Below are 24346 nucleotides of genomic sequence, written 5' to 3' on the forward strand. Positions count from 1 at the left end.
GACACGAGCGTCTCCAGTTGCAAGTTAAAATACTTGTTCGATCTCTACAAAGCCTGGTACTTCTTCAAGTAACGCACGTTCGATACCCGCTTTTAGAGTAATCGTTGAGCTAGGGCATGTCCCACATGCACCAAGCAATCTAAGCTTAACAATACCATCTTCTACATCAACGAGTTCAACGTCTCCGCCGTCACGAAGTAGAAATGGACGCAATTTATTCAGTACCTCTTCGACTTGTTCGTACATAGTATCTTGACTGACTGCCATATAAGTTCACTCCAATCAATTAATAAGCCTCTCCTACTAGCAACTATTATAAGGGATTTACTCATAAAAATCCATCAATTGAAAGTCTGAATTTTTTATCTTACTATGCAAGTCTTAAGCCTCGATTTTCTAATGTCCGCGCTAAGGCGACTGTTACAATCGCTAGGGCAATGTCCTTAATTAGGAAAGGAATCACCGTAACGAAAAGAATTTCAAGAAATGCCATCGGTGTATTTAGAACGACACCCATAACAAAAGCAAAGTAAGATGTACCAAATAAGAAGACTACTGCCATCCCTAAAAGCGTCCACATAAACATAGTTATAAATGATTTTTCTTTAGCCAGTCCAAAAATTAACACTGCGGGTATATACCCTAAAATAAATCCAAATGTTGGTGAAACAAAGGCGCCTAAACCTGCAGCTCCCGCAAAAACAGGTACACCAAGTAGACCAATTAATGTATATATAATCAAACTAACGACGCCTGTTTTTGTGCCCAACAATAAGCCACAAAGTATCACCATAGGCAACTGTAAAGTAAAAGGCACTGGGCCAAGGGGTATTTTAATTTGTGCAGCAATTGCAATGAGGCCAACAAATAGAGCAGCCTGAACAAGTTGTTTTGTCTTCATTCTATTTTCCTCCACCTATATCGATAGAGTTAGTTTATCAGAAAAAAACGCTAATGTCAACCCTTAATTTTAAAGGTTAACATTAGCGTTTATAACTGCCATTCACTTAAATTATCTATTAGATGTGTCGGAACTTTATTACGTGATTTAACATCTTTTGTACTATGGACACCTGTGTTCACATGAATCGTATCTACCCCGCCATTGATACCTGTCAAAATGTCGGTATCATAATTATCCCCAATCATCGCGACATCTTTTTTATTAAGTTTGAGTTGAACCAAGGCACCTTCTAAAATAAATTTTTCAGGTTTACCGATAATCGTTGGGTCTACACCTGTTACATCACTGACTAGTTTCACAAAGGCACCATTACCAGGTGAAAATCCAAAATGGCTCTTGATTTTCTGGTCAGGATTCGTCGCTAAAAATTTAGCACCATTTTGAATTAACCTGCATGCTTGAATAATCTTGTCGTATGTAATCGTTGGATCAAGGCCCATTACAACCACATCGACTGCTTCATCTGTCAGCTCTGCAACTTCTTCTAGTGTAGCTTTAAAGCTATCTGTACCAATGACAAATACCTTAGGTGCTTTATAATGTTCCTCTATATATTTCGCCATCGCCATAGCAGAAGTATAAATATGATGCGTAGAGGTTTTAAAACCCAGAACATCAAATTTTTCTTGCAATTCATTTTTACTTCTCGTCGCATTATTTGTTAAGAATAAGTAAGGCAGTTTTTCTTCATTCAAACGATCTATAAATTCCCTTGCACCATCAATGACCTCGTCTCCATTAAACATCGTTCCATCAAGATCAATCAAATAACCCTTATACATCATCTGTCGAAAAAGCTGTTACAGCTTGAGGATCAGTTTTTCTGAAGTGTTCAAAACTTGCCTTAAAATTTTTGTAGGCATCAATGTTATCAAGGAAATCAAGTTTCATACTTTGATGGTCAATATCCGTATAATTTCTAGTTAACTCTGTACGCCATTTTAAGGTATTTTTAAATTTCAATGCATCATTACTATCGATGACTTTCTCTTGTTCCATTATGTCAATAACATCCTGATAGCTACCAGGATCTCTTAAGATAAAAGCATCAATGATCATATTCCCGACATCAACAGTCGCTTCAATCAACATCTGACACGTGCGTTCCAAGGCAAGTTTGTCGTCTGTGTCTACTAATTTCGACATCTCTTCAATATAAGCTAAACGCTTATTTAATAACGTTTTATCTACAAAATACATAAGTCACCTCATCTAATCTATTCGTATTAATCATATCATAGAAAAAGAAGAAGCTAAGGTTTACACCTCCGCTTCTTCACCATTTTCTTCATTCTGTGTCTTCAATTCTGCCTTAGTTACTTTTCTTAAAATAAAGTAAGCACATCCAAAGTTGCAGTATTCATTTAAATATTCTTGGATTGTGTCTGCTCTTTTATCCGGCTCTATTTTACGTTTAGAAGATCGATAAAAACCAGCAAGCCTTAATTTTTCATAACCAATATCGCCGACGATATAGTCATATTTATTTAGTAGTTCACTATACTTTTCAACAAAGACCTCTTCATCAAATGCATCGCGGTAATTTTCCACGAGTTCAAAGTTCATATGACCAATGGTAATCACATTGACACATCCTTTACCTATAATAACTCTATTTTACCACAGTTATTTCTTATGTGGTTTCTTTAGATACAGGTCTGTAGATGAATTTTACAACAATAAATACGACGATTAAACATGCAAGTAAACTTAGTAGTGCTAGACCAACACTAAGTGTTGTCCCGAGTACAACAAAGGCAACTAGCCCGATAACAGCTGATAAAATGGCATAAGGTAACTGGGTCATTACGTGAACGATATAGTCCGCCCCGGAGCCAGTTGCTGATAGAATTGTCGTATCAGAAATTGGTGAACAGTGATCACCAAATACCGCACCAGCTAGTACAGCTGCAATTGATGGTAATAATAAATCAGTTGCATTTAATGAAATCATAATTTCGCCTGCAATTGGAATTAATATACCGAATGAACCCCAGCTTGTTCCCGTTGCCATAGCCATAATACATGCAACAATAAAAATGACGGCAGGAACAAGTGAAACGGGCAGGTTAGAACTTTCAACCATACCTCCGAGCACATCACCTGTTCCGAGTTCAGTAATTAAACCACCAATCATCCAAGCGAAAGTTAAGACTAACATTGCTGGAAACATTGCAAGGAACCCTGTTTTAATTCCTAAAAGTACTTGTTTAAATCCAAAGTTATCATCGTTCTTTGTATGTCCAATATAGTAAACTAGAGCTAAAGCTAGCCCTACAAGACCACCAATTACTAATGAGTGGGTAATCATCATATTCTCCAACATATCGATTAAGGTCCAAGAACCAGCCGCAATCCCCCCAGAGATGAACATGCTTGCAATAACAGTTATTGCTAAACCGATGATTGGTACTGTTAATGCTTTAGCACTGGAGCCTTCATGAACTGGGAGGTCGTCTTCTTCAGTTGCCATATCAGGTACCTTATCCCTTAAAATACCTTCGTTAATGGCTAAGTCTTCTTGTTTTCTCATCGGTCCAATATCGAACTTAAAAATAATAACGAAAAGCATAATTGCCATTGCAGCAATGACATAGAAGTTCATTGGCACCATATATATAAAGCTTTGGAAAGGAGAAATATGTTCTAGACCAGCACTGACTAACAATGGAGCTGTCATACCCATAATACCCGCACCCCAACTTGAAATTGGAACCATTATAGATACTGGAGAAGCTGTTGTATCAACCAAGTATGCAAGCTTTGCTCTAGAAATTTTAAATTTGTCCGTGATGGGTTTGGCAACTTGACCAACAATTAAAGAACTAAAGTAATCATCTATAAAAATAATAACGCCTAAAAGTCCGGTAATAAGACCCGCTCCACGTCTAGTTTTAACTTTCGTTAAGGCCCATTCCGTAAAGGCTTTTGCACCGCCTGACATGTTCATAAATGCAGTCATAATACCAAGTAATGTTAAAAAGATTAAGATGAAGGCGTTCCATGTGTTTAAACCACCATCTTCAATAAATATTGCTAAAAATGAGTCGATTAAAATTTGGAAGAACTCACCAAAGTGCCCACCAGCAATAACGAAAGCAGCAGTCACAATTCCGGCACCTAAACTGATACTGACTTTTCTAGTTATAATAACTAAGATCAGTGTGAGTAAAGGTGGGACCAAGGGCATGTATTCCCAACTTAAAAAAGATTCCATATGTATTTCCTCCTAAAAATTTCAAATAAAAAAACCATAAACACGCTATTATGTACGCATTTATGATTCCAATGTACTGTAGCGCATCATATAACTGACAGTCCTTAGTCTCTTAAACTAAGACCCAGAATAAGTACCCGCCGGTCTTATTCTTCGGCGTCTTTCCCTTTCGATATTCCTAATCGCATGCCTGCTAGAATATTTACTGATAAAAAACGCAACCTCTACTTTTTTTATTCAATTGTTTTTCATTATAACACAAGCTTTTATAAATGACTATAAGCATTTTAAATAGTTCTTGATAATGTCGCGGAGTAAATCTGGCATCATATAATCTTTTTTTGAATATCTAAACTGTGGGAAAATACGACCGAATGTATACATATCTAAAGTACCAAGTGAATATGTACGTCCATCATCAATTAATTCATTGCCGATGTAATACTCTCTCTCAGATTGAACGTACGATATATTATCCATGACAAAGGCACCAAATATATCACCTCTAAAACCGAGGCCCCTGACAATCTCATCCTTATACTCATGACGATTTGCTTCTGTAAAAACTTCTTTCATTTCTCGTCCTGTCAACTCGATTTTCACAGCATTAATCGCGTGTGGTAATACTTTGTGTAAAGCATACTCTGTCAATTCTCCACCTTCAAACGGACTAGCCACTAGACCAGTATGAATAAGACCTACATCACTGTCTGTAAAATCTCGTATCATATAAGCTAGTAAGGATGCAAAACGAGAGGCAGAATACAGTCGTCTTTCAATCGGATAGGCGTCACTTTTAATCACTGTATTACTCAGCATTTCTTTACCGAGTTGATAATAATTGTTTTCTTTAGGTGCAAGGAAGTCGGCCTCAATCAATTTTGCATTTTTACCGATCAATTTTTTACCTTGAAAGTTCAAGGTCACTTCTCCAATATACTCACCGTATCGACCAGCGGCAGCTAAGAGTACGCCATTAATGCGCTCGCCATAATCAAAGTGGTGATGTGTGTGTGAAGATAAAATCAAATCAATCTCTGGAAAGCGGTTCGCTAAATTTTCATCATCATACATACCAAGATGGCTTAGCATAACAATGACATCCACCTTACCCCGAAGTTCAGCTAAATATTTTTCAACCCATGAGAATGCATCTGCAACTTCCCAGTCTAAGGCTAAGTAAAATGGGGTAAATTCAACAGTCGCCGCTATAAAACCAATCTTAACACCCTTCACTTCCTTAATAGTGTAGGGTTTAAAAAATGGATTATCCGCACCAACCTCTCTTAAGTTTGTACAAATAACATCAAAGTTCGCATCATCATAAAGGTGTTTCAATTGTTCTTTTGTAAGGGTAATACCTTCATTATTCCCTATCGTCGCAACATCGCATGTCGCTTCGTTTAATAGTTCAATATTTCCTTTACCGAGCGTTGCCTCAGTGTATGGATGTGAGCGGTCAACATGATCACCAATGTCCACATATACCATGTTATCTCTGTATTGGTGTCTTTTATCGTTAAGAAAACTAGTAAATTTCACATAGTTATCTAACGCACTGTGAATATCATTTGTGTGATAAATCTTCACTTCCATACTATACACTCCTTAGAAAAAAGTTTGAGAAATTAAATATATACCCAGTAGGAATAGAACAGAACGTAAGATGATAACGAGACTGTTTGAGTTGAATTTCTGATTAATCTTAACACCTATATTCGCACCTAAAATAGCAGCAGGCACAAGTAAGAGTATATACATAAAGACGACATTCCCTTGTAGTATATGACCTGAGGCAGAGGATAAGCCAGAAAAGAAGACCATCATCATACTTGTACCAATGGCAATAGTCGGTGGCATACGAAAGACCATCAACATGAGCGGCGTCATCAGTACGCCACCACCAATACCGAAGAGCCCCGTTACAAAACCAACTAGAAACGTAATTGCAATAGCCAGATACGGTGGGAAACCATAGTGATAGACATTCCCCATATTGTCTCTATGAGGCTTCATATATTTAGGATTTTGAAATATTTTTAATGGTTTAATCTTGTTTCTAACGACCAACAAAATTGAAACAAAAATTAGGAAGACACCAAAGTATAAATTGAAACTATCCACTGTAAAAAGACTACTCGCATAAGAACCTGTGAAGGCTCCAGGAATTAGTCCGATTAAAAATAGCGTACCATTTTGTCTATCAACTTGATTGTTTTTTGCATACGACCACATCGCACTTAAGCCTGTGAAAATTAATAGCATACTAGATGTACCGACAGCTGTTTGAGGTGTTATCGCAGGTAAGAGCCCTAAAGATAGTCCGAAATACATTAGTGCAGGCACAACAATAACACCCCCGCCAATACCGACGAGTGATCCTAAAATAGAAGAGAGTAACCCGATTAACATCAGTATAATGACAACTGTAATCATGTCGTCCAGCCCCTTAGAATAGTTTCAATTGTTTAGGAAATAGCCCGCTATATTCAATATCCATTAAATCTATAAAAGTCTTGGCATTTCCTGCAGCATGGCCACCGGAATTATTATTAAAGACGATATATATATGTTTCGTTTTATGTTTTAGAATATCCACTTGTCTTTTCAACCAAGCGAGCTCATCTTTGTTATAATCATATAGATAACGTACCTCACGCCACTCATCAGAAGTTCGATTTTGCTGGGTCCAACCATGTACGTTACGACCATGTAGTCTAATAAAGGCAATATCATCAGTGACTCTGTTAACAAATGGTATTGACCCGATACCAGCATTGGGTTCGTCACAAATACTGTGAATCAATTCTGAGTCATGTAAAAAACTAAGCGTTTCTTCTTTATACTCATCTTGAAACCATGTTTGGTTACGAAATTCTACTGCAATTTTGTATGGTTTTAATAATTCTGTTGCAAATTTTACATATCTTATATTTTTACTTGTACAATCAAACCACGGTGGAAATTGTAGTAAGACAAAAGCGAGTTTATTTCTTTCTTGCATTGGTTTTAACATATCTTTAAATGCTATAAAGACATCTTTAATTGAATCATAGTAATCACGATAATCACTATGCCCTGTCATAAATTGATGTGCCTTAACAACAAATTTAAATGACTCTGGTGTCTCCTGACACCATTTTTCTATTGTAGATGTTCTTTGTATGGCATAATATGTAGCATCGAGTTCTACAATTGGAAAATGTGAAGCATAAGTCATCAATTTATCTTTTTTGTTTGACAGTTCTGTATATAGTGAATCATGGTCACCCCAGCCTGTCAGTCCTATAAAAATCATTCAATCACCTTACTTCATTTTACCACATTTAATAAAGGAGGTATGCCAACCATGAAAAATGAAAATCATATCAAAGGTTTAATTTTTGTTATAATCGGTGCCTCTTTATGGGGAATTGGGGGTACTGCATCAGATTACATATTTACGCATACACCGACTAATGTCTCTTGGTATGTCACTGCGAGATTATTAATTAGCGGTGTGATTTTACTGTCCATATACACCTTATTTTTTAGAAAAAGACATCGTACTGTTTGGACAAAACATACTACTCTAATGTTTTTAATCTACTCGATTTTCGGAATGACTATGGTTCAATATACATTTATGGCTGCCATCGGTTATGGAAATGCTGCCGTAGCAACTGTCTTACAGTGTACGGGGCCAATATATATTATCCTTTACGCCATCTTTAAGAAATATAGACCATGGACTAAATTTGAAGCGATAATAATACTTGCGATGATCATAGGTGTATTTTTAATTGCTACAAATGGCAACATTGAAAGCCTATCAGTACCACCACTTGCTTTGGCATTCGGTCTCTTATCTGGTATCGCACTTGCTTACTACACCATTCATGCACCAGTATTAATGCAATACTTACACCCACTTCAACTTGTAGGTGGGTCAATGCTAGTCGGTGGTATACTAATGAATTTTATTCATCCGATTTGGGAATTTGAATATCAATTTGATTGGACCTTTACCCAAATTCTTATTTTGGTGCTATCCATTTTACTCGGTACAACACTCGCCTTTTTCTTATATATCACAAGTACAAAATATTTAAGCTCTACAGAGACAGGTATACTAGGTTTACTAGAGCCTGTATCTGCAGTGATTACATCAGTATTACTTTTAAATGTGAGCTTAGGTATTTACCAAACAATCGGAATCATTATAATTCTAGCAGTTGGAATTTTTATCAGTACAAGAAAACAGAAGGCCTAATAAAAATAGACTTAGAAATCATAGAGATTTCTAAGTCTATTTATTATGAACTTAAGACTTGTTTTAAATCAGTCTCCACTGCTTGCCACAGTACTGGTGATGTAGAGAATTTTTCTCTCATCTCTTTTTTAACACCTTCAAAGGCCGCCTTATATTCAGGTGTGTTTTTTTCTGGCATGTCTTTCATTAAGTCTTTTTGGATTAAGTCAGTCATCGGTGCTTTTGGTCCCCAAACTGCTACTTCTTCATTTGAATTGTTGAGTGCAATAACCTTAGGAATGACTCTATTACCATTAGTTAAATATTCATCCATTAATTCTAAATTTTCATCTCTTAAGACAACTCTAACATCCGTTTCCGCTGCTTCTGACAATTTAAATAAGATTGCAAGGTTTAACATGCAATGTGCACACCAAGGTTCAGCAATGACCAATAATTTTCTGCCCCTCTCTTTTAAGCGTTCAAAATCTGAATCCTGTTGAACTTCGTGTTCATTGTAAATTTTATCGAAACCGGTTTTTAAATCTGATAGAGTCTGACGATATGCATCCATTGTAAGACCTGAATCATAATATGCTTTTAAGTTAACCATTTAACTTCCCGCCTTCATTTAGTGATTACTTCCATTATAAAGGCACATTAGAGTTCCGCCAAATATTATACTTTTTGTTCATAGTTTGAAGTATTTGATTCCTTTAAATTTAAGAATAAATTAATCCCGAATAAGATAATAGCAATTAGAAACATTGGTCCACCTATAAAAGTCAATATATGTGCAACCCCTGGATTCACTTGTACATAAAAAGTACTAAAGATAAATAGAGGTACACCAATATGGTATAACCAAAACGTTGCTATTCCTAACTTATTTTTGGCCAAGTGTGGGTATATACATAAAACCGCACCTATACCAAGCGTCGTTAACCAACCAACAACATTCGTGTGTGCATGGCCTGCCGCCCAGTTTAATTGAATCGCATACGACATAAACAAACCAACTGATATCCCGATAAGCAAATACAACACAGCTAACTTAAGCCAAGTCTGACCCATGTAAAACTCCCCCTTATATTTGTATTTATTCTCATCATATCACCTAAATATAATTGTGAAAATTTTCTGTATATTTTTTAAAGCAAAAAAAGAAACTCAAACTAAAGTCTGAGTTTCAAACATTATTATTGCAAGTGAATTAAAGTTGCTACCACTAAAGCAATTGCTGCGATAACTAACCATATCAATGTTAACTTCCAAATAAATTTGACCCATTTAATATATGGTATACCTGCGACAGCTAGGACACCCATAAGAGATGCAGATGTTGGGATGATACTATTTGTAATTGCATCACCGTACTGATATGCCAGTACAGCTACTTGTCTAGGTATCTCTTGTAAATCAGAGATCGGTACCATAACAGGCATTGTTGTCATAGCTTGACCTGATCCTGATGGAATAAAGAAATTTATAAACACTTGTACGATCAGCATACCGACTGCGGTAAGAGAGTTTGGTATAAGGTCCAATACAGAGCTCATACTATAAATAATCGTATCTATAATTAGTCCTGATTCAAGGACTACGAGTATCGCTCTAGCGAAACCAACAATGATGGCTCCATAAACTACGATTTTCATACCATCTATGAAAGAATCAAAAATGTCATTAAGTTTTAATCCACCAACAAAACCAATGATTATACCTACTACAAAGAAGTTTGCAGCAAGCTCTGTTAAGAACCAGTCGTACTGAAAGATTCCATAAACATTAATCGCAATTGTCAAAGCGAATAACACAACGATAACGATATGTCTCTTTGACATTTCAAATTTTTCCATATCCGCATCGGTGAAATTGAGCTGCCCTTCTTGTCCTTCGTTGTAAACAAGGCTTTTAGTTGGATCATTTTTAACTTTCTTAGCATAGCGCATTACATACAAAATTCCAGCCGCTAAAACAATAATATAAACAACAGTTCTAAAGCCCCATCCCGAGAATATTGGTAACTCCGCAATACCATGGGCGACACCAACAGTAAATGGATTAAACATCCCTCCTATAAAACCTGATGCGGCTCCTAAGGTAACCATTGCAGTCCCGACCATAGCATCATAACCGAGTGCTACAGCTAACATGATACCGATGGGTACAAAAATAATTGCTTCTTCGGACATACCGGTTGTAAATCCTAGTACAGAAAAGATGAACATGACAACAGGTATTAAAAGCACTTCATTATTACCAACATTTCTCATTACTTTTTGAATGATTGCTTCAATCGCTCCTGTAGAACGTATAACTCCAAAAGCGCCACCAATTAAAAAGATATAAAATACAATGCTTGATGCTTCCATCAAACCATTCGGTATCGCCATAAATAAATCCATCAAGGAAACTGGACTTTGCTCCACAGCATGATAACTATCACTGACAACTTCTACACGGTCATCAACTTCTACACGGTCGTATTCCCCTGCTGGAATTACGTAGGACAATGCAGCACCGATAATGACTATAGCAAGTAATATCGCATAGGTATGAGGAAACTTACTCGAAAAATCTTTATTACTTCCCTTTGTTTGATTTGTTTCTTCCTTCACTAAAAACCACCCCTAAATGTATATTAGTTCTAATACCCTCATTCACAAATAATACACATTTATAGAAAAATAAAAAAAGACTTAGAAATCAAGTTGATTTCTAAGTCCTTAAAAATTTTATAGATTAACCGATTGAACCTTCCATCTCATAAGAGATTAGGCGGTTCATCTCAACGGCATATTCCATTGGAAGTTCTTTAGTGAATGGTTCGATGAAGCCCATAACGATCATTTCTGTCGCTTCTTCTTCACCTAAACCACGACTCATTAGATAGAACAATTGCTCTTCTGATACTTTAGAAACTTTCGCTTCGTGTTCTAATGAGATATTGTCATTTAAGATTTCATTATATGGAATCGTATCTGAAGTTGATTCATTATCCATAATTAACGTATCACATTCGATGTTTGAACGCGCACCATGTGCTTTTCTACCAAATCTTACTTGACCACGGTAAGATACTTTACCGCCACCTTTAGCTATCGATTTAGAAACGATTGTAGAAGATGTGTTCGGCGCTAAGTGAATCATTTTAGCACCAGCATCTTGAAGTTGACCTTTACCAGCAAGTGCGATAGAAAGCGTCATACCACGAGATCCTTCACCTCTTAGGTAGATTGAAGGATATTTCATCGTAATCTTAGAACCAATGTTACCGTCAATCCATTCCATCGTACCATTTTCATCAACAAAAGTACGTTTAGTTACTAGGTTATATACATTATTTGCCCAGTTTTGGATTGTTGTATAACGGCAGTATGCATCACGTTTAACAATGATTTCTACGACAGCTGAGTGTAGTGAATTCGTTGTATAAACAGGTGCCGTACAACCCTCTACATAGTGAACACTTGAACCTTCATCACAGATAATTAGTGTACGTTCGAATTGACCCATGTTCTCAGAGTTAATACGGAAGTATGCTTGTAACGGTGTATCTAATTTAACACCTGGTGGGCAGTAAATGAATGATCCACCAGACCATACAGCTGAGTTTAAAGCAGCAAATTTATTGTCTGTAATCGGCACTACAGTAGAGAAATACTCTTTGAATAACTCCTCATTTTCTCTTAGTGCAGAGTCAGTATCTTTAAAGATTACACCTTTTTCTTCTAGATCTTGTTCCATGTTGTGGTATACAACTTCTGATTCATACTGTGCAGAAACACCTGCGAGGTATTTTTGTTCTGCTTCAGGAATACCTAATTTATCAAAGGTACGCTTGATTTCATCAGGTACTTCGTCCCAAGAACGTTCAGTTTGCTCTGATGGTTTTACATAGTAAGTAATATCATCAAAGTTCAATTCTGATAAATCCCCACCCCACATAGGCATAGGGCGTTTATAGAAGTGTTTAAGTGCCTTAAGACGGAATTCGAGCATCCATTCAGGCTCTTCTTTCATCTTAGAGATTTCTCTGACAATCTCTTCTGTTAATCCTCTATCGGAACGGAAGATTGAGACGTCTTTATCGTGGAAACCATATTTGTAATCGCCAATATCCAATGCTTCTTTGACCATATATGATCACTCCTCAATTATTATTTATCGGATTCTTTAAACCCTTTTTCGAGTGCTTTCCAAGTGAGTGTTGCACATTTGATACGTGCAGGGAATTGATTGACACCTTGCAGTGCCTCAACGTCACCCATATCATCAGTGATGTTATAGTCCTCACCAAGCATCATATTAGAAAATTCATTTGCCATCTCGAGTGCGCGTTCAACAGATTCGTTCATGATCGCTTCTGTCATCATCGAGGCACTTGCCATAGAAATCGAACAGCCTTGCCCTTGGAACTTAACATCTTTTACGATTCCAGACTCAACATTTAATGTTAGCTGAATTTCGTCACCACAAGTCGGGTTATTCATTTCAATTGTCATTGAGCCATTTTCAACAACCCCTTTATTTCTTGGGTTCTTGTAATGGTCCATGATGACTGAACGATACAGTTGATTTAAGTTGTTAAAATTCATAAGAGAAAAACTCCTTCGTTTTTTCCAAGCTCTCGATAAACTGATCTATCTCTTCGATGGTGTTGTAAATGTAAAAGCTCGCTCTTGCTGTTGAGTGTGCTTGACACCATTTCATCAATGGCTGAGCACAGTGGTGACCTGCCCTAACTGCAATGCCCTCTGAGTCCAGTGCAGTAGCAAGGTCATGTGGGTGAACCCCTTTTAGATTAAAGGTAATCAGTCCCGCACGCTGACTTTTGGCCGGACCGTAAATCTCAATGCCTTCAATTTCAGACATCTTGTCATAGGCATATTCTACAAGCTCTTTCTCATAAGCATGGATGTTGTCGAGGCCTAAGTTGTTGAGATAGTCGATAGCAGCATTTAAACCAACTGCTTCGGCAATCATAGGTGTACCTGCTTCAAATTTCACAGGTAAGTCAGTCCATGTAGATTCTGTTTTATAAACATAATCTATCATATCTCCACCGTATTCAATTGGCTCCATTTTATCAAGTAAATCAGCTTTTCCATACAGAATGCCGATTCCTGTAGGACCTAGCATTTTGTGTCCGCTAAAGGCATAGAAATCTACATCTAGGTCCTGTACATCTACTGTCATATGCGGTACCGCTTGGGCTCCATCAACTGCAATGTAAGCACCGTGTTCATGGGCGATTTCAGCCATAGCTTTTATATCGTTAATTGTACCAAGTACGTTAGATACATGAGTGATTGCTACAATTTTTGTGTTTTCTGTTATAACACTTCTTAGACTGTCTAGAGTAATCGTCCCGTCAGCTTCAAGAGGAACGAAAACGAGTTTCGCATTTTTACGCTTAGCGAGTTCTTGCCATGGCACTAAATTGGCATGGTGTTCCATTTCAGTGACGATGATTTCATCACCTGCTTCAATCACTAGTTCACCAAAGCTTCTAGCAACTAGATTAATTGCGGCAGTTGTCCCGCGTGTATAAACAATCTCTTCAAAGCGTTTTGCATTGATGAAGCTACGTACTTTCATACGTGCTTTTTCATAAGCATCAGTCGCTTTAGTTCCGAGCGTGTGAACTCCACGGTGAACATTTGAATTATATGTTCTGTAGTAGTCATTCATTGCATCGATAACTTGTACTGGAGATTGGCTCGTTGCAGACGTGTCTAAATATATAAGGTCTTTTCCGTTTACCTGACATTCAAGTATCGGGAAATCCTGACGGATTTTATTTATATCCAAGTCAGTGTCCTCCCTTCTTAAGATAAGACTTTAAGTTCAATGACCTCTTTAAGTTGTTTCTTAACTTTTTCAATTGGTAGGGCTGAAACAACTGCATCTAGGAAACCGTGAATAACAAGGCGTTCTGCTTCCTTCTTATCAATTCCACGACTCATTAGATAGAAGAGCTGTAATTCGTCAACACGACCGACAGATGCTGCGTGTCCAGCAGTTACATCATCTTCGTCAATTAAAAGGATAGGGTTTGCGTCACCGCGTGCATCTCCACTTAACATAAGTACACGAGATTCTTGTTGTGCATCTGCTTTAGTTGCACCGTGTTTAATATATCCAATACCATTAAAGATACTGCTTCCCTTATCTTTCATTACACCGTGTTTTAAAATGTGACCATTAGATTCTTTACCATAATGAATAATTTGTGTTGTAAAGTTAGACGTTTGTTCACCACGTCCGACGTGAACAATTTTCAATTCTGACTCGGAACGATCACCCATTAAGTATGTTGTATTATCATAGATGATATTTGAATCGTTCATTAGACCTAGTGCCCAATCAATGTTCGCATCATCAAATGCCACACCGCGACGGTTTACATAACCAGTCATTTCTTTAGGTAAGAAATCTACAGATCCGTAAGTGATCTTTGCGTTGTTGTTGGCAATAACTTCAGAGATAATATTAATTTTCTCTGTTGAAGACTCTAGGTTTGAGAAATAGTTTTCTACAAAAGTAACTTCTGAACCTTCATCTGCAACAACTAAAACGTGATTAAACAATGAAGCCGTCTCGTCATCGTGTAGGACAACAGATTGAATTGGTTCTTCAATAATGACATCTTTTGGTACATAGATGAACACACCGCCATTTAGCATAGCTGCATGGTAGGCAGCAAGTTTGTTTTCATCAACTTTTACACCTTCGGTCATGAAATATTTTTCAAGAAGTTCAGGGTGATTTTCACTTGCTTCAATTATATTTTCTACAATAACACCTTTATTTTTTAAGTCTTCATCTAACTGTAGGTAGGCAGGTGTATTGTTGTGTTGTACGTATATATTTTGTACATTTTCTAGATCGATTAAGTTTTTAACACCTTCTGGTAACTCTTCTAAAGTGTTGTATGTGCTACTTTCAACAACTGGAGAAGTGATGTTAAAGAAATCCCATTTATCTACTTTAGTCTTGTCAGGTTTAATCATGTCAAGACTATCAAATTTTTCTACAGCTTCTTTTCTTTTACTGATCAAAAACTCAGATTCACTTCTTGCTGTAGCATCAGCAATTATGTCTTCTTTGTTCAGTTCGAATGCGTTTAATTCAGTAGTCATAGTGATCCTCCTGTCTTATTTATCTTCAGCGGCGTTAGTTTCATCAATGCCAAGTTCTTCTTTAATCCAATCGTAACCATCAGTTTCAAGACGTTCAGCTAGTTCTTTACCGCCAGATTTTACCACTTTACCTTTCATCATTACGTGGACAACATCAGGAGTGATGTAGTTCAACAGGCGTTGGTAGTGAGTGATGATTAGTGAACCGAAATCTTGACCACGAAGTTTGTTAATACCGTCAGAAACTACACGTAGCGCGTCAATATCAAGACCTGAGTCGATTTCATCTAAGATACCGAATTTAGGTTCAAGCATCATTAACTGAAGGATTTCATTACGTTTTTTCTCACCGCCGGAGAAACCTTCGTTAAGATAACGTGTTGCCATGTCTGGATCCATTTCTAAATATTCCATGTTCTTATCTAATTTCTTAATGAATTCCATTAAGTTAATTTCGTCGCCCTCTTCACGGCTTGCATTGATTGCAGAACGTAGGAAATCAGAGTTTGTTACACCTGAGATTTCTGATGGATACTGCATTCCTAGGAATAAACCAGCTTTAGCACGCTCGTCTACATCTAATTCTAAAATGTTCTCTCCATCAACAAGTACTTCACCTTCAGTTACATTATAGCTTGGGTGACCCATAATTGCTTGAGCAAGTGTAGATTTACCTGTACCGTTAGGTCCCATTACAGCATGAATTTCACCTTGTTTAATAGTAAGGTTTACGCCCTTTAATATTTCTTTACCGTCGATTTCAACGTGTAGATTTTTTATTTCTAAAACAGATACCATGTCTAATCCTCCAATTGAAATTTAGTTTGTCTGATACTAGTATAGTTTATAATAATTCTAATCTATAGTCAAAGTACCAGTCTACTGTTACCATCTATATATTATATATCAGAATCCACGCGGTTTAAAGGTTTTGGCTCTAATTATGACCACTTTAATCAGATTTAAAGAAAACCTCACTAAATGACTTTAATATCATTTAGTGAGGTTTAATCAAATACTTATTTAAAGATATCGATTGTGAATGGTGGCTTGTATGACTCACCATTAATTGCTTTTACAATGCCGATAATCGCAAATACGTAGAATGCAATCGTGACTATTGGTCCGAGTACAAAACCGATTAAAATTGCAGTTGTTAACCAAGCGACAAACATGTAGATTGTGTAAGATAGACCAAAGTTCGCTACATCTCTAAGTGCGACAGCAGTTGTTGGTTCGTCATCTTTTTTCAGTGCCCAAATTAGAAGTGGTCCAACAACAGCAGTGAATAGTGAAATAACATAAGACACTAAGACGAGCGTGCTGTCAAAACCAGTTTTTGGAGTATTATAGTCTTCATTCATTTTAATTGCCCCTTTTATTATAAGATAGGTGCTAATGTAATTTTACCATCTATAGGGTGTGTATACAATCGATAGGGTTAATGATTACTAAAAATTTCCTTATTTAATTGGTAAGTTATAAGTCGTTTCTGTTGGCATGCCATTCTCAAATTTTAAATAGTATCCTCCTGAACCCAATTCTGAATCCATCGAGTAAACTAAATCAAATATTGCTTCTTCGTCAACTGCTAATTCTTGGTTTAAATCTTCTTCAGAGAAATCAAAAATAAATTGGTCTCCACCACCTTCTCTGTCGGATTCAATAATATCAGGAAATACATATTCACCAATAACAATAGGCTCCTCAGAGATATTTTGAACTGTTAAATTGACCACCCCTAAGAAGACTGATTCTGGTGCGTTGATAATGACATCTCCAACAGGTTGACCATCGTATTCTTTGACCAGGTCTAGTGAATTGACGGTAACCTCATAATTAGCATCAAACTCATAACTCTCTACTTGTGTAGTGTCACCTATTTCATAAATTTCATCTGATTTACCTTCTTCAGAATTAGAACTTTCATCCTCTGTTTCTTCACTCACTTCACTTGTGTCAGTGGCTTCAGTGTCTTCTTCATTCCCACATGCTGTCAGTGCAAATAGTGTAAATACAAAAAATAATGATAACTTTTTCATCTTAGATGCTCCTTTAAGTTATGTTAATTAATACCTTAAAACAATTGTTATCTATGTTACCTTAAAATATTACTATTTACATTATTAATTTAAATATTTACAAAAAAACCAAGCAGCTTTTGCTGCCTGGCAAAGGGGTTTACTTTATAAAATCAATTGCACCAACTAAAATTGATTAGTTGAGACAATGATTTCACTCAATTGAATTATTACGAAATCCGTTCTATTTATATAACAGTTATTTACCCACCCCCTTTTCCTTGAAACATCTTTGTCACAAAAAAATGGAATAATTTTTCTGATGCTTTCTTATGACTGTTATAATATAGCTTAATCATTAAATTGCGAGGGACTACATTGGAAACAGAACAAGTTCATAAGCGTAAGTCTATTAACTTACAAACATTATTTATAAATATTAAATACCTACTTAAAGGGAAAGTACTTATCGCAAATGTCCTACCTGTATTCACAGCGTTTTGGCTTGCTTTACACTTTACCCACCAGTCATTTTACGATCATCTTGGCACTTTTTTCATGACCATGGTTTCCAGCACCTTAGTCATATCTGGTGCTCTCATGTTTAACAACTGGTTCGAGCATGACCTAGATACACAAATGGACCGTACAAAAAAGCGCCCTACCGTTACAGGTGACTTTTCTTTAAGAAATGTCTTAATTGCTGCAATCATTACAACAATCATCGGATTGATCATAATTTTTTTGGTGAATATTGAAGCAGGAATCTACTCATTTCTTGGCTGGTTTTTCTACGTCGTTCTCTACACCTTTTGGTCAAAACGACGCTATACCATCAATACGATAATCGGTAGTATTTCAGGCGCTTTTACACCATTAATTGGCTGGGCCGTTATTACACCAGCGAATCATTTAGTACCCCTAATGTTGTTTTACATTTTACTTATTTGGCAGGTACCTCATACAATTTCAATCGCTATTAAAAGACTCGATGATTACACTAGAGCATGCATACCAATGCTCCCAGTTGTCATTGGCACCAAGGCATCAATTCGCCAGAACTTATATTATGTGCTCGCTTTGTTGCCCGTACCAATTATGCTCTTTGAATCACTCGGTATCATCTTTTCAATTGTGTCAGCTTTATTGACCTTAGGATGGGTTGTGCTATCTGTTCGAGGTTATACTACACACAATAAACACCGATGGGCAGAAATGAATTTAAGATACTCCCTTATCTACTTGATTGTTTCATTTATGTTGATGATCGTGTTAACGATATGATGAAAAATGTATATACTATTAACATAGTTCATTAAAAACCTCACTCGACTTGAAAGTCGAGTGAGGTTTTTCTTACTTATTCTGATGGAATAATATTACCACTGTACTCTTCATCAATATATTGCTTGATTTCATCTGATTGTAGGACTTCGATTAATCTTTGTAGTTCTGGACGTTCTTCATCTCCAGATCTAACAGCAACTAGGTTGGCATAAGGTGATTCTCCGTCTTCAACTGCGATTGAATCTTCAACTGGATTCAATCCAGCATCAATTGCGAAGTTTGCATTAATAATAACAGCAGGTGCTTCATTATTTTCATACATATTAACTAAAAGCTCAGGTGCTGTATTGTTATCAAAGTTAAAGTCGTGAGGATTTTCAGTAATATCATCAAATGTTGCGTCTTGAATTTCAACGCCTTCTTCGATTTCTACTAAGCCAGCGTTAACGAAGAATGAAAGGAAACGTCCTTCTTCTGCAGGATTATTAGATACTAAGATAGTAGAGCCGTCTGGGATGTCTTCAAGTGAATCATAGTCATTTGAGAATACTGCCATAGGTTCGATATGGACATTACCGATGCTAGTTAGGTCATAGCCATGTGATTCAATTTCACCGTCTAAGTATGGTGTATGTTGAAAGAAGTTTGCATCGACTTCTTCATCTGCTAACAAACGGTTTGGTGTTGTATAATCATTGACGATTTCTACATTCACTGTGATATCCTCTTCTTCAAGAATTTCTGCTGCTTTTTCTAAAATTTCAGCGTGTGGTGCTGGTGATGCTGCAACAGTAATTTCAGCACCTTCTCCATCACTTGATTCACCTTCTGAATCAGATTCAGAATCATTTCCACAAGCCGCTAAAACTAAAATAACTGAAAACAATGTAACGAAACTCAAAAATTTCTTCATGCAAAATCCTCTTTTCTATATAGTTTTATATTATATAATCAGCGTTTATCCACTCTTTTAGAGAAAAAGTCTCCTAAAATTTGAATGACGAAAACGATGATTAGAATTACCACAGTTGCAACAAGTGTGACGTCCGGTTGGTTTCTTGTAAAGCCAACCATATAAGCTAAGTTACCTAATCCACCAGCACCGATAACCCCTGCAACCGCAGTTGAACCAACAAGCATAATGGATGTTACCGTTATACCTGAAATTAGAGCCGGTAATGATTCTGGTATCAACACCTTCCAAATAATTGTCCAAGTGTTCGCACCCATTGATTCAGCCGCTTCTATTACACCCTTATCAATTTCTTTAAGTCCAATTTCAACTAGACGTGCATAGAAAGGTGCGGCACCGATAATCAGTGCGGGTAAGGCACCATTGGAGCCCATTACTGTACCCATGATTGCTTTTGTAAATGGCATAAGTAAAATAATTAAAATGATAAATGGAATCGCTCTAAAGAGATTGACGATGAAGGATGTCGTTCCATAAAGCGGTTTTGAGGGAACATTTTCACTCTTATTAGATAAGAACAAGATAATACCGAAAATGAGTCCAATTATAAAGGCTGCAATCGTTGCAATCACAGTCATATATATCGTTTCATAAGTCGCTTCAAATACTGCATCCCATTTCACATTTTCAAAACTAAACATATTTTTAAATTCTTCAATTACACTGTTCATCCTGCTTCAACCTCCAATGTGACATCGTGCTTCTTAAACTCATTTGAGATTGATTCAAGGGTCTCATTATCGATATCTAAGGCAATATATAAATGTCCAAATGATTCTTGATTCGTCTGTTTAATATTACCTGATAAAATATTTACATCTAAACCGTAATTTCTTATAACTTCAGAAACAATTGGAGATTTTGTTCTTGTACCTACAAAGTTTAATTTTACAATTGTTGAAGTAGGGAACGATGCTTTAAGTTCTTCAATTGCAAGTTGGTGGTCATCATCTGAAATGTCATCCTTAACAAAGCGTTTTGTTACACTTGATTGTGGATTTTGGAACAATTCAATTACTGAACCCACTTCAACGACCTTACCGTTCTCCATCACTGCTGCACGGTCACATATCTTTCTGATCACATGCATTTCGTGAGTAATCAAGACGATGGTTAGATTCATCTCTTTTGTAATATCAACAAGTAAATCTAAAACTTCATCAGTTGTTTCTGGATCTAAGGCACTAGTTGCTTCATCACATAGTAATACTTCAGGCTTGTTCGATAAGGCTCTAGCAATACCGACACGTTGTTTTTGTCCACCTGATAGCTCACTTGGGTAATTATGTGCTCTACCTTCTAGTCCAACAAGTTTAATTAATTCATCAACGCGTGCCTGGCGTTCCTTTTTTGGTACACCTGCAATTTCCATTGGAAAACTAATATTTTCTGCGACTGTTCTTGACCACAGTAAGTTGAAATGTTGGAAAATCATAGACACTTTCTGGCGTTTATTTCGAAGATCACCTTTGGACATTTTACTGATGTCATCTCCACTGACAATCACGTCACCTTCAGTTACATCTTCTAATCCATTTAACAATCTGATTAAGGTGGATTTCCCTGCACCTGAGTAGCCGATTATCCCAAATATTTCACCGTGATTAATCGATAAGTCAACTTGGTCAACTGCTGTTATATTTTGTTTCTTAGTTTTAAATATCTTAGAAACACTTTTTATATTAATCATGATACATTACCCTTTCTCATCGATCGAAAATTAAAAGACCTACTCATAATATTATGAGTAGGCCTTTTAATTTCATTATGCCTCTCATCTTTAGGATTTGTTCCTGTGATTTAGCACCTTGTCATTAAGACGGTTGCCGTGGCTTCTTAGGGCACTTCCCTCCACCACTCTTGATAAGAGTTCTATTCGATTGAGATTTATAATATCAGACTATTCTCTACTAGTCAACCAGGAATTCATCTAATACTTCATTTAAATATGGTACTGAGTGAAAAGCATAGAGTGCATTCACAAGTTGACCATTTTTAAATAACAGCAAGGCTGGTGCTGAACGTATGTGATACTTATCTATTAAGTCTTTATGGTAGTTCAAGTTAATTCTCTCGTATGAGATATCCTTCATCTCAGTGACGACTTTCAACATGGATTCTGAAATTTCACATGTCTTACACATCGTGGCATAACCAAAGATAATATAACTGTCCTTATCCTGTGTATTCTTTAATAAATCTGCTGTTGAAATTATTTCCTTCACGATAAAACTTACCTTTCATTATTAACGCATTATCTACGTAAAAACCGTGTCTTAAGAGGAGGTTAGCTAGATAGTCATGCGGGCAACGACCGACTTCTCCAAATTTTGGATCAATATAAATATGCGTGCTTTCACTTAAATGTTTTTTAAACCATTGACGAATTTTTCTTCCTTCTTTATCCGCATCGGATAATATAAAAATTTGCGAATCACCTAGCTGTTCGATAATTTCATCTAATTTGGAAATACCCATTGTTCCGAAAGTGCAAATAATTTGAGCCGGTTCTACTAACACTTCTTCTAAGCGACGTTTATCAGTCTTGCCTTCAACAATGAGTACCTTATCAGAAAGATTCATTCGTATCACCCTTAGTTTAATTTTATACAAATTCACCAGAAGTAATAAATATTTGTTTTTAAAAAACTCCGGACAAATGTCCAGAGTTTAAAATTAACCCTCGATAACTGCTTGATAACTAGCAGCATCAAGAAGATTATCAAGTTCGCTTTCATCTGAAAGTTCAACTTTCAGCATCCAAGCGCCTTCATATGGATTTTCATTTACAAGTTCAGGACTATCTTCAAGCTCTTCGTTAATCGCAACGATTGAACCTGAAACTGGAGCGATTAATTCTGAAACAGTCTTAACTGATTCAACGCTACCGAATGATTCACCTGTTGATACGTCGTCGCCTTCCTCTGGAAGCTCAACAAACACAATATCACCAAGTTCAGATTGTGCAAAATCAGTAATACCGATAGTTACAGTATTCCCTTCAACCTTTACCCATTCATGGTCCTCACTGTATTTTAGATCTTGTGGTAATGACACGCTAAAACCTCCCTTTTAACTTATCATATATATTGTTACATATTCATCATACTACAGGCAAGAAGATTAATTCAATAAAGCTTGCTCATAATTTTCTTCTTTAAAACCTAAAAGAACTTGGTTATCTAATACAACCATTGGTCGCTTGATTAACATACCGTCACTTGCAAGCAATTCAAACTTTTCGTCATCTGAAAGTTCAGGCAAGCGTTCTTTTAAATCAAGTTCTTTAAATTTGCCCCCTCTTTTATTAAAGAAATCATCTACGTTATATGAAGAACGGTCTACAATACCTTTTAGCGTATCGATTGACGGTACGTTTTCGACCATATCTATGGCAGTGAATTCTAAGTTGTTATCCTCTAAAAATTTCTTCCCCTTACGGCAAGTTGTACATTTTGAATACTCATAAAAAGTTATCATTATATCCTCCTAAAATAGAAAGTCATCTTAGGTTAATTCTACCTTAGAAATAATATTTTATACACTTAAAACACAAAATAAACCCAAAACCTTTGGGGGAGGTTTTGGGCCAGGGTTTAGGATTTAAGAAGTGTATATTATCTTCTAACCTTACTCTAACATCTAAATATTATTAGAACGTAAACTCTGTGTAAAAATTATCATAAACTCGTTAACGCTTTCCTTAGTTCACTTATATGAATTTGTCCGGGCGCCGCATCTCGGCTGATGTAACCATAAGTAAATAATGGGGCATAGTCGCCTGTTAACACGCGTGTACGCTTACCTAGCTCACCCATAGATATTCCGATGACTTTATGCCCATATTGAGCTTTAGCTGTTTTTTGAACGTCTACAACTGTATCTACATCCTCACCGTTTGTAGGGTAGAGGGCAAACTTAAACACATCCCCTTCAACTTGATTCATCTGACTAAGTAAATCCATGAGTGCATCGTAATCAAGAGTTTCTTTAAAGTTATGATAGCTCAGTAGCGTTTTAATTTGATGTGTCTTTGCAGTCTCAATAATTTCCTGCACTATTTTTTTACCCACTGACATTTCAATATCTATATAATCAATATCCATAGACTTACAAACCTCTAGTAAAAGCGCTTGATATTCAACCGTAGTTTTTGAGCCCTTGCCTCCTTCTCCAGAAGTTCGGTACGTGTAGATGATTTCTTTATCGAAAGCTTTAAACTTATCTATGATTCGTCTTACAATTGATGCGTGATCCTGTCGATTTAAAGCATCAAACACATCCCCTCGTATTTCCACTATATCAAAATCACTTAAGTGACTTTCTGCAGCTTCAATCTCTTCATTTATTGCATCAGAGTTATAACCTGAAAAAGTGACGACAATCTTAGTAGTATTCATTATTTTGCCCCTTGAATTTTATTCTATAAAAAGTTTTTAAATATCATGTTGTATTGTACTATAATTAGTATTGGTATGCAGTGATGATTTTAATACTTATATGAA

Annotated in this window: 29 protein-coding genes and 2 riboswitches; of the genes, 2 read left to right on the plus strand and 27 right to left on the minus strand. The window is 36.4% G+C overall.

All coding sequences use genetic code 11. The annotated features are described in order from the left end of the window. Nucleotides 1-24 precede the first annotated feature (24 nt). The 9 genes from JEM45_RS04870 to JEM45_RS04910 form a co-directional block, all read right to left on the minus strand. Nucleotides 25-267, minus strand: a complete 243-nt coding sequence (locus JEM45_RS04870; protein WP_135096050.1) for a NifU family protein — start codon at nt 265-267, stop codon at nt 25-27. Between the two features lie 103 nt (nt 268-370). After that, nucleotides 371-901: a biotin transporter BioY gene (locus JEM45_RS04875; protein WP_026867361.1), complete on the minus strand. Its 531-nt coding sequence runs from the start codon at nt 899-901 to the stop codon at nt 371-373. An 89-nt stretch (nt 902-990) separates the two neighbouring features. Further along, nucleotides 991-1731, minus strand: coding sequence for a TIGR01457 family HAD-type hydrolase (locus tag JEM45_RS04880; RefSeq protein WP_235678929.1), 741 nt, complete (start codon nt 1729-1731; stop codon nt 991-993). Between the two features lie 7 nt (nt 1732-1738). After that, complete coding sequence (locus JEM45_RS04885; RefSeq protein WP_026867359.1) at nt 1739-2164, minus strand: DUF86 domain-containing protein; 426 nt, start codon at nt 2162-2164, stop codon at nt 1739-1741. A gap of 60 nt (nt 2165-2224) precedes the next feature. Then, entirely contained in the window at nt 2225-2548 is a 324-nt protein-coding gene (locus JEM45_RS04890; protein WP_026867358.1) for a YutD family protein, read from the minus strand. A gap of 49 nt (nt 2549-2597) precedes the next feature. Beyond that, the gene (locus JEM45_RS04895) at nt 2598-4181 is read right to left on the minus strand and encodes a Na+/H+ antiporter NhaC family protein (protein ID WP_026867357.1); all 1584 of its coding nucleotides are present in this window, start codon (nt 4179-4181) and stop codon (nt 2598-2600) included. A 71-nt stretch (nt 4182-4252) separates the two neighbouring features. Further along, a riboswitch (Lysine riboswitch) is annotated at nt 4253-4416 on the minus strand. 41 nt (nt 4417-4457) lie between these two features. Continuing rightward, nucleotides 4458-5777, minus strand: coding sequence for a bifunctional metallophosphatase/5'-nucleotidase (locus JEM45_RS04900; RefSeq protein ID WP_198687920.1), 1320 nt, complete (start codon nt 5775-5777; stop codon nt 4458-4460). Between the two features lie 12 nt (nt 5778-5789). Then, complete coding sequence (locus JEM45_RS04905; RefSeq protein ID WP_026867355.1) at nt 5790-6617, minus strand: sulfite exporter TauE/SafE family protein; 828 nt, start codon at nt 6615-6617, stop codon at nt 5790-5792. Between the two features lie 13 nt (nt 6618-6630). Beyond that, on the minus strand, nt 6631-7479 hold the full coding sequence (locus tag JEM45_RS04910; RefSeq protein WP_026867354.1) for a DUF72 domain-containing protein: 849 nt from the start codon (nt 7477-7479) through the stop codon (nt 6631-6633). Between the two features lie 51 nt (nt 7480-7530). Here JEM45_RS04910 and JEM45_RS04915 point away from each other — a divergent pair, with 51 nt between their 5' ends. After that, the gene (locus tag JEM45_RS04915) at nt 7531-8433 is read left to right on the plus strand and encodes a DMT family transporter (protein WP_035857145.1); all 903 of its coding nucleotides are present in this window, start codon (nt 7531-7533) and stop codon (nt 8431-8433) included. A 43-nt stretch (nt 8434-8476) separates the two neighbouring features. On the opposite strand, the gene JEM45_RS04920 is transcribed toward JEM45_RS04915, so the two are convergent. The 10 genes from JEM45_RS04920 to JEM45_RS04965 all read right to left on the minus strand — a co-directional run bounded on the left by JEM45_RS04920 (nt 8477) and on the right by JEM45_RS04965 (nt 17602). Further along, nucleotides 8477-9025, minus strand: a complete 549-nt coding sequence (locus tag JEM45_RS04920) for a thioredoxin family protein (protein WP_051220560.1) — start codon at nt 9023-9025, stop codon at nt 8477-8479. Nucleotides 9026-9090: 65 nt separating this feature from the next. Next, a complete protein-coding gene (locus JEM45_RS04925) occupies nt 9091-9486 on the minus strand; it encodes a hypothetical protein (protein ID WP_198687921.1) in 396 nt (131 codons plus the stop codon). Nucleotides 9487-9611: 125 nt separating this feature from the next. Then, entirely contained in the window at nt 9612-11033 is a 1422-nt protein-coding gene (locus JEM45_RS04930) for a YfcC family protein (protein ID WP_026867352.1), read from the minus strand. A gap of 124 nt (nt 11034-11157) precedes the next feature. Next, complete coding sequence (gene sufB / locus JEM45_RS04935) at nt 11158-12555, minus strand: Fe-S cluster assembly protein SufB (protein ID WP_026867351.1); 1398 nt, start codon at nt 12553-12555, stop codon at nt 11158-11160. Between the two features lie 20 nt (nt 12556-12575). Further along, the gene (gene sufU / locus JEM45_RS04940; RefSeq protein ID WP_026867350.1) at nt 12576-13013 is read right to left on the minus strand and encodes a Fe-S cluster assembly sulfur transfer protein SufU; all 438 of its coding nucleotides are present in this window, start codon (nt 13011-13013) and stop codon (nt 12576-12578) included. After that, nucleotides 13003-14229 carry a cysteine desulfurase gene (locus JEM45_RS04945; RefSeq protein WP_035857144.1) on the minus strand — a complete coding sequence of 409 codons (1227 nt, stop codon included), beginning with the start codon at nt 14227-14229 and terminating at the stop codon, nt 13003-13005. Before JEM45_RS04945 ends, sufU begins: the two co-directional genes overlap by 11 nt. 17 nt (nt 14230-14246) lie before the next feature. Beyond that, a complete protein-coding gene (gene sufD, locus JEM45_RS04950; protein ID WP_198687922.1) occupies nt 14247-15560 on the minus strand; it encodes a Fe-S cluster assembly protein SufD in 1314 nt (437 codons plus the stop codon). Between the two features lie 15 nt (nt 15561-15575). Then, nucleotides 15576-16358 carry a Fe-S cluster assembly ATPase SufC gene (gene sufC / locus JEM45_RS04955; RefSeq protein WP_198687923.1) on the minus strand — a complete coding sequence of 261 codons (783 nt, stop codon included), beginning with the start codon at nt 16356-16358 and terminating at the stop codon, nt 15576-15578. A gap of 221 nt (nt 16359-16579) precedes the next feature. Beyond that, complete coding sequence (locus JEM45_RS04960) at nt 16580-16924, minus strand: DUF4870 domain-containing protein (RefSeq protein ID WP_035857135.1); 345 nt, start codon at nt 16922-16924, stop codon at nt 16580-16582. 99 nt (nt 16925-17023) lie between these two features. Then, nucleotides 17024-17602, minus strand: a complete 579-nt coding sequence (locus JEM45_RS04965) for a hypothetical protein (RefSeq protein ID WP_198687924.1) — start codon at nt 17600-17602, stop codon at nt 17024-17026. A gap of 357 nt (nt 17603-17959) precedes the next feature. Here JEM45_RS04965 and cyoE point away from each other — a divergent pair, with 357 nt between their 5' ends. After that, entirely contained in the window at nt 17960-18865 is a 906-nt protein-coding gene (gene cyoE / locus JEM45_RS04970) for a heme o synthase (RefSeq protein ID WP_026867344.1), read from the plus strand. A 76-nt stretch (nt 18866-18941) separates the two neighbouring features. Here the strand turns inward: cyoE and JEM45_RS04975 are convergent, their stop codons facing one another. The 8 genes from JEM45_RS04975 to aroD form a co-directional block, all read right to left on the minus strand. Next, complete coding sequence (locus JEM45_RS04975; protein ID WP_198687925.1) at nt 18942-19781, minus strand: MetQ/NlpA family ABC transporter substrate-binding protein; 840 nt, start codon at nt 19779-19781, stop codon at nt 18942-18944. A 38-nt stretch (nt 19782-19819) separates the two neighbouring features. Then, on the minus strand, nt 19820-20512 hold the full coding sequence (locus tag JEM45_RS04980; protein WP_198687926.1) for a methionine ABC transporter permease: 693 nt from the start codon (nt 20510-20512) through the stop codon (nt 19820-19822). Then, nucleotides 20509-21531, minus strand: a complete 1023-nt coding sequence (locus JEM45_RS04985; RefSeq protein WP_198687927.1) for a methionine ABC transporter ATP-binding protein — start codon at nt 21529-21531, stop codon at nt 20509-20511. Before JEM45_RS04985 ends, JEM45_RS04980 begins: the two co-directional genes overlap by 4 nt. A gap of 81 nt (nt 21532-21612) precedes the next feature. Further along, a riboswitch (SAM riboswitch) is annotated at nt 21613-21711 on the minus strand. Nucleotides 21712-21751: 40 nt separating this feature from the next. Continuing rightward, nucleotides 21752-22066 (minus strand): thioredoxin family protein, encoded by a 315-nt coding sequence (locus JEM45_RS04990; RefSeq protein WP_051220558.1) that lies wholly within the window; start codon nt 22064-22066, stop codon nt 21752-21754. After that, a complete protein-coding gene (locus tag JEM45_RS04995; RefSeq protein ID WP_026867339.1) occupies nt 22017-22424 on the minus strand; it encodes a toprim domain-containing protein in 408 nt (135 codons plus the stop codon). Before JEM45_RS04995 ends, JEM45_RS04990 begins: the two co-directional genes overlap by 50 nt. A 93-nt stretch (nt 22425-22517) precedes the next feature. Beyond that, nucleotides 22518-22898: a glycine cleavage system protein GcvH gene (gene gcvH / locus JEM45_RS05000; protein WP_026867338.1), complete on the minus strand. Its 381-nt coding sequence runs from the start codon at nt 22896-22898 to the stop codon at nt 22518-22520. A 66-nt stretch (nt 22899-22964) separates the two neighbouring features. Continuing rightward, nucleotides 22965-23321: a Spx/MgsR family RNA polymerase-binding regulatory protein gene (locus tag JEM45_RS05005; protein WP_166627236.1), complete on the minus strand. Its 357-nt coding sequence runs from the start codon at nt 23319-23321 to the stop codon at nt 22965-22967. Between the two features lie 200 nt (nt 23322-23521). After that, entirely contained in the window at nt 23522-24241 is a 720-nt protein-coding gene (gene aroD / locus JEM45_RS05010) for a type I 3-dehydroquinate dehydratase (protein ID WP_198687928.1), read from the minus strand. Nucleotides 24242-24346: the final 105 nt, after the last annotated feature.

The sequence above is a fragment of the Jeotgalicoccus sp. ATCC 8456 genome (assembly GCF_016313225.1).
GTDB classification, from domain to species: Bacteria; Bacillota; Bacilli; order Staphylococcales; family Salinicoccaceae; genus Jeotgalicoccus; species Jeotgalicoccus marinus.